General features: G+C 36.6%; 8 protein-coding genes. 4 read left to right on the top strand and 4 right to left on the bottom strand.

The genetic code is table 11. The features are described 5' to 3' along the window. Positions 1 to 131: 131 nt before the first annotated feature. From mqnB to TTHT_RS10030, 4 genes are read right to left on the bottom strand one after another with little or no spacing between them, the layout of a single operon-like run. Positions 132 to 848 carry a futalosine hydrolase gene (mqnB, locus tag TTHT_RS10045; RefSeq protein ID WP_201327848.1) on the bottom strand — a complete coding sequence of 239 codons (717 nt, stop codon included), beginning with the start codon at positions 846 to 848 and terminating at the stop codon, positions 132 to 134. Then, positions 835 to 1311, bottom strand: a complete 477-nt coding sequence (locus TTHT_RS10040) for an adenylyltransferase/cytidyltransferase family protein (RefSeq protein WP_201327847.1) — start codon at positions 1309 to 1311, stop codon at positions 835 to 837. The genes mqnB and TTHT_RS10040 overlap by 14 nt, the downstream gene beginning before the upstream one ends. Then, complete coding sequence (locus tag TTHT_RS10035) at positions 1268 to 2290, bottom strand: bifunctional heptose 7-phosphate kinase/heptose 1-phosphate adenyltransferase (protein ID WP_201327846.1); 1023 nt, start codon at positions 2288 to 2290, stop codon at positions 1268 to 1270. Before TTHT_RS10035 ends, TTHT_RS10040 begins: the two co-directional genes overlap by 44 nt. Beyond that, positions 2269 to 2841 (bottom strand): D-glycero-alpha-D-manno-heptose-1,7-bisphosphate 7-phosphatase, encoded by a 573-nt coding sequence (locus TTHT_RS10030; protein ID WP_201327845.1) that lies wholly within the window; start codon positions 2839 to 2841, stop codon positions 2269 to 2271. The genes TTHT_RS10035 and TTHT_RS10030 overlap by 22 nt, the downstream gene beginning before the upstream one ends. Positions 2842 to 3134: 293 nt before the next feature. Here TTHT_RS10030 and TTHT_RS10025 point away from each other — a divergent pair, with 293 nt between their 5' ends. The 4 genes from TTHT_RS10025 (at position 3135) to pbpC (ending at position 14007) form a co-directional block, all read left to right on the top strand. Then, the gene (locus TTHT_RS10025) at positions 3135 to 4022 is read left to right on the top strand and encodes a GSU2203 family decaheme c-type cytochrome (RefSeq protein ID WP_201327844.1); all 888 of its coding nucleotides are present in this window, start codon (positions 3135 to 3137) and stop codon (positions 4020 to 4022) included. Positions 4023 to 4044: 22 nt separating this feature from the next. Continuing rightward, positions 4045 to 6225: an MtrB/PioB family outer membrane beta-barrel protein gene (locus TTHT_RS10020; protein ID WP_201327843.1), complete on the top strand. Its 2181-nt coding sequence runs from the start codon at positions 4045 to 4047 to the stop codon at positions 6223 to 6225. A gap of 149 nt (positions 6226 to 6374) precedes the next feature. After that, positions 6375 to 11708, top strand: coding sequence for an alpha-2-macroglobulin family protein (locus tag TTHT_RS10015; protein ID WP_201327842.1), 5334 nt, complete (start codon positions 6375 to 6377; stop codon positions 11706 to 11708). Then, positions 11698 to 14007 carry a penicillin-binding protein 1C gene (gene pbpC / locus TTHT_RS10010; protein WP_201327841.1) on the top strand — a complete coding sequence of 770 codons (2310 nt, stop codon included), beginning with the start codon at positions 11698 to 11700 and terminating at the stop codon, positions 14005 to 14007. The genes TTHT_RS10015 and pbpC overlap by 11 nt, the downstream gene beginning before the upstream one ends. Positions 14008 to 14152 lie beyond the last annotated feature (145 nt).

Here is a 14152-nt window from a genome sequence, read left to right as displayed (position 1 = left end):
GAAGGGCTGCAACAAAAAAAATAGTGTTGTTTTCATAGTATTGTTTTCATTGTTTTATAAAAAATTTAATAAGGAGAGGTAAAAAATTTAGTAAATTACAAGATAAAGAAATCTAAACAAAATTTGAAAAATTATTCTTCTATATAGGCATACACAGAGCCTGCTGTCAGTTGCATAGCCCTTTCAATCTGCCAGCCCTCTTTAGCATAAGAACCAACAAAGTTTGAAACACCTCTAATCTCTGTAAACTTTACATCAAAGGCATAGCAGGTATGACAAACAGCAGCCCCTTCCATTGATTCACAGAGGGGGTTAAATAATTCCTTTCTCTTTATCTCCAATTCAGGGTTTGAGGTTGTTGTTGAAACAGTAATAAACTTTCCACCATAAACAGAAAGTTTCGTCTTTTTTAAAAGTTTAAGCCTTACCGATTTTGAATGAGGGATTTTAAACTCATTAAAATATGTTTCATCTTTCTTAATTAAAGATGGGAATGCTATGTCTTCAAGGGTATAAAACCTGTCTGCCTCAACACCCTCGTCTCCATAAATCTCGCTTTCGGCAACCGCAATATGGCCTATAGATATCCCTTCCCCGGGATATGCCCCACAAATACCCGTGTTTATCACCTCTTCAGGGATAAAAAAATTGTTGAAAAAGTGGGTTAAAACAATTGCGCTGTTTGTTTTTCCTATCCCTGTTGTCAATACAGCGTGTTTCTCATCTGATTTCGGGAAAAAAGCAACTCCTGAAGCAACCTTTACCTTTTCAAAATCGCACTTAAACCCCTGAACAACAAACTCTGCTTCCAGCGGGGTTGCAACAACAATTAATTTATCCTTTTTCATTTTTAATCCTTTCTAAAATTTCAGTTGTTGAATGGTCTTTCGGGTCTCCCACAATCATCACCCTTCCGCCTAACTCTTCCATAACCTTTTTTTCAGGCACTGTATCAACAGTGTAATCTGTGCCTTTAAACTGAATGTGAGGCTTTAATATTCTCAATGTCTCTTCAACTGTATCTTCGCCAAAGAATGTTAAATAATCAACAAATTCAATTGCCTCCATTATCTCAAGCCTCTCATTCAACGGGGTTCTTGGCCTTCCCTCTCCTTTAAGCCTTCTAACACTTTCATCTGTATTTAAAGCAACCACCAAAATATCACAGTTTGATTTTGCATCTTTCAAATACCTTATATGCCCAACATGGAGTAAGTCAAAACACCCGTTGGCAAAGCCTATTGTTTTTCCCTCTTCTTTCAGTTTATCAATTATTTCTGACAATCTTTCTCTCGGGTAAACCTTTGTCATTTAAAAAAGCCTCTCTTAATTCACTATTTTTAACAGAATAGGTACCTTTGTGCATAACAGAAATGCCGCCTGCCACAGTTGAGACAATAGCACTATCCTCAGAATTCAACCCTGAACAAAAGGAAAGTGCAAATGCTGAAATTACGCTATCCCCTGCCCCTGAAACATCAACAGGCTCATCGCTTCCGTAAATCCCTATTGTACTGTAATAGTCTTTATCTCTTTCATAAACAACCATACCCTTGCTTCCCCTTGTTAGCAAAATTCCCTTTGCTGAGGTTAATTTCAAAAGTTTTCTCAATTGAGCAATAAGCCTTTCCCCGTTTTCAGCAATCTTTTCCCCTATTAAGTCTCCCGCCTCTTCTTCGTTGGGGGTTATAAAATCTGCGTTTTTAAAGCCATTAAGCCTGTGCCTTGAATCAACAAAAACAGGCTTTCCTGAATTTTTTGCGAATTTAATAATTGAGTTTGCGGTTCTTAAAGAAATTGTGTTGTACCCGTAATCGCTGATTATTATTCCATCACACTGTTTTATTAAACTCCGAAGTTTATCATTAAAAGAAATTGAAGGCATTGTATTTTCATAATCAACCCTTAACATGTGCTGTTTAGCCCTGTGAACCCCCCCTGCAAGAATCCTTGTTTTTTTATTTGTGGAGACCTTTCTTGAAAATTTTATAAAGGAAGTGTTTATTTTTAACTTTTCAAATGTTGTTTTTATTTGTTTACCGTCAGAATCAAGCCCGACTACGGATACAGGGTAAGGGTTTCCCCCTAAACTTTTAACATTTAAAACAGTGTTTCCCCCGCAACCGGGATAGTATTCAGAGTAAAGGTAAGAGCAAATAAAAACAGGTGCTTCCCTTGAAATCCTCTTGATTTCTGTGTATTGAAACTCGTCTAAAACAATATCCCCAATAACCAACAGTTTGATGTTTTTGAAGTTATCTATTGCATTTAAAAATTTTGAGTTATCCATTTAACCGCCTCTAATACATTCTCAGCAATATAATCAGGCTCAATATCCCAGTCTTTCCTCTGGTATTCATACTCTCCCCTGCCGTAACCTGTTAAAACCATTATTCCCTTTGCGCCAACATTTTTTGCAAGCTTGACATCACTTATTTTATCCCCAATTACAAAAGACTTTGTTAAATCTATATTATACTTTTCTGCAGCCTCAAGCAACATTCCCGGTTTTGGCTTTCTACAATTACAGTCAATTGTAAATTCAGGATTACCGTTCGCTGTTGGGTGGTGAGGGCAGTAAAATATATCGTCAAGGTATGCACCCTCTTTCTTCAAATCTTCCTGCATCTTTCTATGCACCTCTTTTACAAGGCTTTCTTCAAAGTATCCCCTTGCAACCCCTGCCTGATTTGTAACACAAATTGCAAGGTATTCTGACTTGTTTATTAGCCTGATTGCTTCAGGGGTAAAAGAGTACAACCTAAACCTTGAAATATGGTTTACATACCCAACCTCATGGGATAATGTCCCGTCTCTATCCATAAAAATCGCCTTATTCATAACAAAAGCATTTTAGCATAAGTTTAAACTATTTTATATGGCACAATACTTTATCCCTGATTTGCCAGATCTAAAAAAAAATATTTTTCTAAATAATTCCATACATTCTAAGCAAAAATTTTTGTGATTTTATTCATTTATTTATTGACAAATTTGCCAAATATCAAAATAATATATAATGAATATACTTGACAAATGGAGGAAAAGTGCGCAATAGTTTATGATTTTTTTCTTATTTTTCAAAACAAGAGGAAGGATTTTTAGATTAATTTAAGTTATTTCAGGAGGTCATAATGAAAGTTAGGTGGTTACCTATCCTACTTGCCTTCATGGTATTTTTTGCGGCTTCATCCCTAACATTGAAGGCACAAGAAAAAGATATGCCTCAATATGTAGGCTCTGAAGCCTGTGCGGATTGTCATGAGGAAATTTATGATTCATTTAAATTTACTGCCCATGGCATGTTAACAAATACCAATTCAAAAGAGTTTGCAAGCTGCGAATCCTGTCACGGCCCGGGGTCAATACACATTGAAACAAATGAAGTAAAGGATATCTACTCTTTTAGAAAATTAAGCCCTGAAAAAGTATCTTCAATTTGCTTAAAATGCCATTTAGACACTGACTTTGCAGACTGGCCTCATACTGAGCACTTTAAAAACGGGGTTTCTTGCACAGCATGCCACAAAATTCACACAAAAAGAGGCAATTACGGCTTAAAAAAAGAAGGCGACAAACTATGCTACTCATGTCACATGGACATTAAAGCAAAGTTTAACCTTCCCTCTCACCACCCTGTAAAAGAAAACAAAATGAGTTGTCTTGATTGCCACAATCCTCACGGTGGAGAGGAGTACAACCTTAAAACAAGCGAGAGAAAAAACGACCTATGCTTTAAGTGCCATGCAGACAAACAGGGGCCTTTTACTTACGAACACGCACCTGTTGTTGAAGACTGCACTATATGCCACGACCCCCACGGCACCCTTGTAAACAACCTTTTAAAGAAAACAGAACCCTTTTTATGTCTCCAATGCCATCATGTACACTTCCAGATAAGAGAACACCTGGATGTAAGAGGAATAGCGTCGTCTGCATGCACACATTGCCACCCGGCAATACACGGAACAGATTTCCCATCAACCCTTAAAACCAACGGCGGCTCAGCCTTAACCCGTTGATTTACGGGAAAGGGAGGTAAGCATGATTAAAGAAAGAAAAAAAATATTTAAAACCTGCTTAATGATAGTGATGATTGTATTCATTAACTTTGCATTTGCAAACCCTATAAAAGAGAAGGGAAGCAAAAAAGAAGAAACAAATAGTGAAACAACAGTAAATAAAAAGGACAAAATAAAAATTAAAGTAAAAGAAGCAAAGATTTTTACCAAGTTTTCGTATCTTGAAGACTCTCCAAATATGGTTGGCGAATACACCGATGTAAAGGACAATGTTCAGCCTGGAGTAGCATTCGGACTTATAGGACTTGGAAACGGGATTTACCTTAAATTAACAGGGGAATACGATAATTCCCATGAACAGAATTTGAAAGGGGCAATCGATTACAAGGGAAAAATAAAGGCAAAATTTAAATACAACAAACTCCCCCATACTCTTGACCATGACCCTGTAAAAAATGTACGCGAGGTGCAAGGGCTTCCTCCGGCAAGAAAGGTATTTACCACCGATTACGATGCAAACGCCCAGTACTCAATTGATAGAAGCGTATCGGAAGCATTATTCAAGTTTTCCTCAAATAAGGTTAAAGGATTGTCAGGAGAGGCTGGATTCAGGGTTGAAGAGAAAAGCGGATATAAGCAGGCAATTTCATTTAACATGTGTTTGACCTGTCATGTTTCAAGCCACAGCCAGAGAATAAATGAGGTAACTCAAGACTATACCGCAAAGTTAGAATACAAGATGAAACATACAACTATAAGTTACAAATTTACATACAGAGACTTTGAAAATAGAGCAAATGCCCCCTTAAACTTCTACGAAGGCCCAACAACAAATCCTGACCCAAATTACTTTGACACATGGATTACAAATTTACCCCCCTCATTTTCTGACAAAAGAACTTACAAAGACGAGACTCTGCCCTTTAATTTAATACCAAACACACACAAACAACTCCACGAATTGAGGATTGTTTCAAGGATTGGCAGGTATACAAAATTAAGTTTTTACGGGCTATACTCTTCAAACACCAACGAGCATAATAATGCTGAGATAGAAAACACCTCAGCCGGAGCAAACCTTTCAACCTACCTAACTGAAAAACTCACCTTTCAGGCTAAATACAACCACAGAAACATTGACAACGACGATATATACTTTGCTCAAATTGAAGCCCTGTCTAAGTACATAACCGAGAATGACCCGTATTATTACCCTGACAAATTCTATTACTCGGCATTAAGCAGAACTGAGGATAAAGGAACCCTTGATTTTGAATATAAATTGACTTCAAGGTCAAGGCTAAGAGTCGGCTGGGAAGGGAAATGGATTGACAGAGACCACTTTTTAAACGATGAGACTACAGTAAATAAATTTATAGTAAGCTTTAACACAAGGTTTAACAAAAAGTTAAGAGTGCAATTAAAGTATATTGGAGAATCAATTGACAACCCATTTGAAAACCCTTACGGAGGACTGGAAAAACAAGCCGGAGAAGAATACCTTCATGAAATTTATTCAAACTTTTTTAAAACAACCCGTTCTCCACTCACAAGTGAACCTGATTCAAGTAACACTGGAGAGGTAAGGGTAATATACAATCCCACAAACAATTGGAATATCTCAACAATTATAGACTTTACAGGCAGCTCAAACGACGATACTCACTGGGCAAATGACACATTTTCAGGAACCTTAAACATTTCATATTCGGCAAATTCTTGGCAGGCAGGCTTGTATTACAACTACTTTGATTCAAGCACAAGGACTTTTCTTTCCCTCTTTGACGGTAAACTCCACACCGGAGAGCTTGTTTACCACCACGGGTCATTAAATGTCAAGGAGCCCTACGACGAACAGGTTCACTCAATAGGAATAAATTATTTTGTTGAGGCCACTAACAGACTAAACATATATGCAAGCGCATACTATGTTATAGGGAAAGGCAATTTTGACACTTCAGACTTTAAGGGTTACGCAAACGGTGAAGGTGCGGTTTATGTAGATTTAAGTGATTTCAACGAGTATTCAAACCATGACAACAGGGAGTTTCAATGCAAACTTGATTTTGATTACCTGCTTGACAAAAACCTTTACTTTACCGCTACCGTTGGATATGTCCATTTCAGGAACCCGATAATCTATATACAGGATTTAGAGGGAACAAATTACTATGCTATTTTAGGCCTCTCCATTCGACCGTAGAACCCTACCTAACGAAGGGGGCTAACTTGCCCCCTTATTTTTTATCCAAAAAAATCTATTTCCTTTCGTCTAAACAAATAGAAAAAACTTAAAAAATCTTATATTCATTAGGATATAATTTAATTAACATAAATTTTCGGGGGTTTTTAATGAAGAAAAAACTTTTTATCTGGATTGTTTTAATTGTGGTTATTATAGCAGGGGTAAAAATCTTATTACCGGAAAGGAAAAAACCACAAACTTATAAAAAACCTAAAAATTTAAAAAGCAAAGCAATAAATGTGAAAGCCAAACTTGAGCCTTATGGAGATTTAGATTACTTCCCTGAAAATCTAACAATTTACTTTTCAGAGCCTATATTTGGAACCTCTGGTGTAATTATAGACAAAAGAGAGATTAGTAATTTCATAGAGATAAAACCCTCTTTAAAAACAGAAGGAAAATGGCTTAACTCAAACACATTCTATTTAAAATTACTTTCAAAACCCTCTCCAGACACAGAGTACACAGTTTTTGTAAAAAAAATCCCCTTAAAAAGAAAGTTGAATCTTAAGTTTAAATCTCAAAAATTCTCTTTTAAAACACCGGCTTTAAAACCTCTTTCAGTAACCGCTTTAAGTGCTAAAAATGGGAAGGGAAAGATAAAGGTAAGGTTTAACTTTTCTGTAAACATTTCAGATATCCAAAACTTTATTAAAATAAGAGACAAAAACGGTACTAATTGTGAAATTTATTCCGTTAATTACCTTACCAAATATGGAGAAACAAACAAGGATACTTTGATTTTAACTTTTAATATCAAGAAAGCAGGAGTATACACTATTTTATTTAAACAGGGAATTAAATCCCTTGATGGTTTTAAAACATCAAGAGATTACACTATAAAATTTTCCGCAGGATTCCCCTCTCTCCCCATCTTTATAAAGAAGGTAAGGGTTAACGACCTTGGAGATATGTATTCAATTAATTTTAGATTGGTAACCTTAAAAAACAAGCCTGTAACCTTAAAAAAGGAGTTTATTAAAAACTTAATTACCATATCCCCTGAAATTGAATTTTCCGCATATCCTACAAAGGGAAATTTAAGCATTACAGGAAAGTTTAAGCCGGGGGAAAATTACACAGTTATACTTTTTTCAGGGTTAACCGGGACAAACGGAGAAACTTTAAAAAATGATTATAGGACAACTGTCTCAATCCCCAACCACAAACCAAAATTGATGTTTTTATACAAGGGAAGGTATTTTGGTACAAAGGGAGCATGGAAATTCCCCCTCGTTGCTAAAAGGCTTAAAGAGGTTAAATGCGATCTTTACCTTATCCCACCTAAAAATATAACAACATGGTACTCTTACACAGGTGCATCTTACTGGGATGTTGATTATTTTGGAAAGTTAATTAAATCAGATTACAAAATTAAAATCCCGGTAAACTCAAGCGGGCTATACTTCATAGACTTAAAAAAATTCATTCCCAAGGTTGAAAAGGGAATCTATGTTTTAAAGGCAAAATCCTATTCAAATGAAACAGACAGGTATTACAGGGATAAAACAAAATTCACAATCTCAAACATAACAATTATTGCAAAGTGGAACGAAAAGTATGTAAATGTGTTTGTTGTAAACTCCAATGATGCATCTCCAGTTAAAAACGCAAAAATCATAGTATTTGACAATGCAAACATTGAAAAGGGAAGAGCAGTTACAGATTCAAAAGGATTTGCATCAATAAATGTTGGAGGAGATAAATCAAGTTACCTTATTACGGCACAAACGGAAAATGATTGGAATTACTTGAAATTAGGGGACTCAATGCTTCCCACTTCAAACTTTGATATTAAAGGGGATACATCTTTAAGGGATTACATCGGATACCTTTACTTTGAAAGGGATTTGTACAGGCCGGGGGAAAAGGTACACTTTGGAGTAATCATAAGAAAAAATAAAACCTATAACCCCCTCTCAATACCTGTTAAAGTTGTAATAACAAACCCTGAGGGAAAGAAGGTTAAAGAATTAAACTCTGTTACAGATGAAAACGGGTTTAGCGAGTTTGAGTTTAAAACCTCCCCATCCTTTTCAACAGGGAAATACAGATTTAGCCTTTTTGTTGCAGACAAAGAGGTTTACTCTGCCTTTGCATTTATAGAGGCTTTTGCCCCTGAAAGAATGACCATAAAGGCAAAATTCCCTGAAAAGATAAACCTTAAACAACCTTTTACAATTGAGACAGAAGCATTTTACCTCTTTGGTGCACCTGCAAGCGGAGAAACCTTAAAGGGGGAAATTTCCATTGAAGAAATACCATTTTCCCCGGAAGGGTACCGGAATTATTCATTTGGACCTCTGCCATACTATTACCAAAAATCAAAGGTTAATAAAACCATATCTCCTATAAAGGTTGACAAAAACGGTAAGGCAAATATCAAAGTACAAATTAAACCTTTACCTGATTTTCACAACCCTGTAAACATTAAAGCCTATTTAGAGGTTAGCGAAGCAGGAAGCGGAAGGGTAACAAAAAAGGTTTTCAATAAAGTTGTCTATCCGAAAAACTATTACATTGGGTTAAACTGCACCGCATCAAAGGTAACCTCTGGAGTGCCTCTAAAAATTAAAGGTGTTATTGTTTCAAAAAACGGTAAAACCCTAACAAAAGACGAAAAACTCAAATATACAATTTACAGGGTTGCATACAATTACAGTTATTACTATTATGATTCATTCTCATGGAGAAAAAACTCAACATTAATCCCTCTAACAAAAGAGAAAGAATTAACAGCAAAAAACGGTAAATTTGAAATAACCTATACCCCTCAAACATCTTACGACGACATTGTAATTGAGGTGAGGGGAAGTGAAAACTTTGCCCAGTTATTTGTAAGCGGCTGGGGATGGTGGGGAAATGAACAGGCTGAAACCCCTGAAACACTTATTATTCAGCCTGACAAAAAACAATACGATTACGGTGAGAAAGCCACTATAAAAACAGCCATTCCATTTGAGGGAAAAATACTCTGGACAGTTGAAGCAGACAATATAATTGAATACAAATGGCAAGAGGCAAAGGGCAAGGTATCAACCTATGAATTTAAAATCCCAGAAGGTTACCCCTGCGTTTATGTCAGCGCATTGCTTGTTCATACAGGAGACAATTACCTTGTTGAAAGGGCTTATGGGGTAAAAAGGGTAAAGATTACTCCGAAAAAATTTAAATTAGACTTAAAAATAGATACGCCTAAAACACTTAAACCTGGAAATTACATGACAATTAACTTAAAGGGAGACGCTCAATTTGAAGCAACAATTGCCATCGTTGATGAGGGTGTGCTTCAAATTACAAACTTTAAATCCCCAAATCCATTTGATGGGGTAATGAGGCCTATTGCATTAGGCCTTGACAGTGCAGACGGTTTCGGCTGGCTAATAAAAAAATACCTTGCAACAGGCGGTGGCGAAGGTGCACCTCAAAAGAAGGGCTTTGCACAGCCGCAATTTACAAAGATTGTGTCAATATGGAGTGGAAAACTTAAATCAGACAGCAACGGAAACCTGAAGTACAAAGTAAAAATCCCACAGTACAATGGAAAATTAAGGGTTATGGTTGCCGCTGTTTCAAAGGAAAAGTTAGGGGGAATATCAAAGTATGTTACTGTAAAATCAGACATAATTGCAACCCCCACAATTCCAAGGTTCTTAACACAGGGGGATAAATTCCAAATCCCTGTAACCCTTATAAACACAAAAGACAGCATTATTAAGGGAAAGTTAAAGGCAAAGATAACAAATGCCAACATCCCTGAATTCAGCAAAGAATTTACCCTCTCTCCGCAGGGGAAAAAGACAATCTTTATACCGCTAATTGCGGGAGAAAAGTTAGGCAGTTTTAAAATATCAATATCTGTATTTGCAGAAAATAAAAAGCAGTACTCAGAAGACTTCAAAATACCCCTATTCCCTGCAACTGCAAAAACAGTTGAAACAAAAACCCTAACTGTTAACACAAACAAACAGAATATAAAACCATACTTTGAAAACTATGTTGGATTGGGCTATGAGGGAGAAATCTATGTTTCAACAATCCCAGGATTAAGCAAATTGTACATGACAAAAATGCTTTTAGGATATCCTTACGGCTGCATTGAGCAGGTGTCAACAAAAACATTTGCAATGATAAAACTGAAAAAACTTCTGCCGTTTATTGACGAAAAAATCACCCTTGAAAAGTACAGGGAGTATGTGCAAAACGGAATAGGACAAATCCTTTCAATGCAAACATTTTCAGGTGGATTCTCATACTGGCCAGGGGGTTCAGAACCTGAAAGATGGGCAACCGCTTACGCAACCCTTGTTTTACTTGAAGCAAAAAACTCTGGCTTTTCAGTGCCTCAATCCTCAATAGACGCTGCATTAAATTACATTCAAAGCCTTGATTCAATACCGCCGTTAGGCTATTATGTCCTTTCAAAAACCGGAAGGTTGCAGAAAAACCCGTCCTTACTCCAGCAATTAGAAAACATTGTAACAAACGAAAAATTAGATTTCCCAACCACAATGTGGTATGCGGCAACCTTTTACAATTGCGGCAACAGTGATTTTGCAAACCTCCTTTATCAAAAAGACTTATATTTACAGCCTGACCAAAAAGAGAGGCTATATGACGACTTTTACACCCCCCTTAAAGGAGAGGCAGTAAGAATCTATGTTGGGGAAGAGATTAATTACGACAAAAATGTAATTGCAAAGTTAATACAAAACCTTGCAGAAGACCTGTCAAAGAGGGAAATGCTTTACTATTACACAACACAGGAAATTGCCTGGTCAATGTTTGCAATTGGAAACTTTGTTGAGAAAAATGTTGAAAACATATCCTTTAACGCAGTGCTTAAAATAGACGGGAAGAGCATAAAGGGCAAATTTGAAAAGGGGATTTACAAATTCAGGGCATACAATCTGCCTGATAAAAATGATATCGTTGTTTCCTGCAACAAAACCCCATTCTATGTTGAAATTGTGCACAATGGATACAGGAAAAACATCAAGCAAAATGCTGTCTCAAACGGAGTTACAATAAGCGAAGAACTTTTAGATTACAAAACAGGGAATAAAATCAACAGTTTAAAACAGGGAGACCTTGGCATATTGAAAGTAACATTTACCAGCAGCAAATACTATCCAAACTGCGCAATTGAAATACCCCTTGCAGGTGGATTGGAGCCTGAAAACCCAAGGCTAACCTCAGCAAACCTTCCTGAATGGGCTTACTCAGAATTTAGCCCTGATTACATTGATATAAGGGACGAAAAGATTATTGTATTCTCTTCAATTGAAAAAAACTCACAAACCCTTTACCTTATAGTTAGAGCGGTAACACCGGGAGAATTTTACCTTGCCCCAGCGTCTGCAAGTGTAATGTACAAGCCTTTCGTTAACGGAAAGAGCAAACCTCAAAAGGTTATTGTAAAAAAGGCAAATGGCTTTTAAACTTAAAAAAGTTTTAAAATCAAGAATTTTAAGGGGATTTTTATATCCCCTTGTTCTTTTTTTTGCACTAATTTACCTTATTCCTCTGCCTGAAAAGATTACTGCGCCTCAATATTCAACAGTAATTAAAGACAGAAACGGCAAAGTGTTGAGAGTGTACCTCTCAAAAGACGGAATGAGAAGGATATTCGTCCCATTGGATAAAATTGACCCTCTTTTAATAAAAACAACAATAGTTTACGAAGACAGGTTTTACTATTACCACCCTGGATTTAACCCTGTATCAATTTTAAAAGCGGCATACATTGACTTAAAAAACAGGAAAATCATATCCGGTGCATCAACAATACCAATGCAACTTGCAAGGATTGCAGAACCAAAACCGAGGACAATACCTTCAAAACTAATTGAAATTTTCAGGGCAATTCAATTTACCTTAAGGCTTGGAAAGAAAAAAACACTTGAACTATACCTAAACCTTGCACCTTACGGGGGAAACATTGAGGGAGTGGGGGCAGCATCATTAAGTTACTTTGGCAAACTCCCTGAAAAACTTTTGCCTGGAGAAATTGCATTTTTAGTCAGCCTTCCCCAATCTCCCAGTTTAAGAATGCCGGGGAGAAAGCAGAGAAAAGACGCAAGGGACAAGGTATTAAAAAGAATGCTTAAACACAAACTGATAACCAAAAAAGAATACAAAAAGGCTTTTGAAATACCTGCCCCTGAAAAAAAGAGAAAATTCCCATTCTTTGCACCCCATATATGCGACTATGCAAAAAAACTCTATCCTGAAAAAAAAGAGATTGTTTTAAGCATAGACTTTAACATTCAAAAAAAGTGTGAAAGAATACTGAAAACCTATAAATACCACTTTCTTTTAAACGGTGCAACAAACTCAAGCGTAATTGTAATTGACAACAGAAACTCAAAAGTTGTTGCTGCAATCGGTTCATTAAACTACTTTGACAAAAAAAACTCCGGCCAGGTAATTGGATTTACAGCATACCGCTCCCCCGGTTCAGCACTAAAGCCATTTTTATACGCACTTGCACTGCAAAAGGGAGTAATTACCACTGAAAGTTTAATTGAAGACGCACCATACAACCTCAACGGCTTTTCCCCAAAAAACTTTTCAGGCAAATGGCACGGATTAATAAAGGCTGAAGATGCCCTTTCATTCTCTTTAAACATGCCGTTTGCAATTCTATTAAGGAGAACAGGTTACGAAGAATTCGTAAACCTTCTATATAAAGGTGGTGTAAAGGGGCTGTTAGACAAAGACCAATACGGCCTTGCCATAATAACAGGGGGAATGGAAACAAGGCTAATAGACCTTACAAACCTGTACTCAGCCCTTGCAAGGAGGGGAATATTTATACCCTGGAGCATACTAAAAGATGAAAAAGCTAAAAAAGGAAAACCACTTTTAAGGTATGGGGCATGCTATCTAACCTTAAAGGCTTTAAAAAAGAGGGGAAGGCCTGATGCACCTGAATTAAAAAACTTCGTATTCCCTGAAGGTGATATTTACTGGAAAACAGGCACATCATGGGGAAGAAGGGATGCCTGGAGTTTAGGCTTTAAAAACAGGTACACAGTTGGGGTATGGGTTGGAAACTTTGACGGAAAGGGGGCAAGCGGAATTGTTGGTTCAAACCTCGCATCCCCTGTAATGTTTGACATAATAAAAGCAATAGACAAAACAAATGAAAAACTTAACTGGGAATGGAAGGGAATTGCAGACACTGAAGAGGTTGAAGTATGCAAATTTTCAGGCTTCAGGCCAAACGGGAACTGCCCTGAAACAAAAAGAGTACTAACTGTAAAAGGAGTAAACCCATACTATCTTTGCAAATTTCACAAAAAAGTACTCCTTGAAAAGAAAACAGGAAAGCTTGCCTGCCCTGAAAAAAGTTACAAAGAAGGGGAGTTGGAAGAAAAAACAATACTCGTATTTCCCCCATTAGTCTCTCTCATAATGCACAGGGGATTTATGCCACAATATCCGAAAAATTGCGGGATTTCATCTCCAAAGGGAAGTGTTAGAATTGTATCCCCCACCCCTGACACAACCATAGTAATACCAAAGGGAGTAAACTTTTCAAAAACAATACCCCTCCAGGCAACAACCTCAACAAAAGACGGCACAATTTACTGGTTTGTTAACGACAAATTCATAGGCCAGACAAAATCAGAAGAAAAAATCTTCATAACCCCCAAAACCGACAGATTAAAAATAGTCGCCGTTGACTCCTCCTCTTCCCTCGCCAAAACAATCATAAAAATCAAAAGAGAGTAAAAATTTCTGTTTATACCAAAAATTTTTCTCTAAAAATAAGAAACTTGCCTCAACATTTTTACTTTCTTGACCTATCTCAAGTTTAATCTTTAAAAAAAAGTTATAATTAGAATGATTAAATTTAATTTAATCGATTATATTAAAA

Origin of the sequence: Thermotomaculum hydrothermale (assembly GCF_016592575.1) — a bacterium.
In the GTDB taxonomy this organism is placed as follows: domain Bacteria; phylum Acidobacteriota; class Holophagae; order Thermotomaculales; family Thermotomaculaceae; genus Thermotomaculum; species Thermotomaculum hydrothermale.
This window is presented reverse-complemented; position numbering and strand designations above follow the sequence as displayed.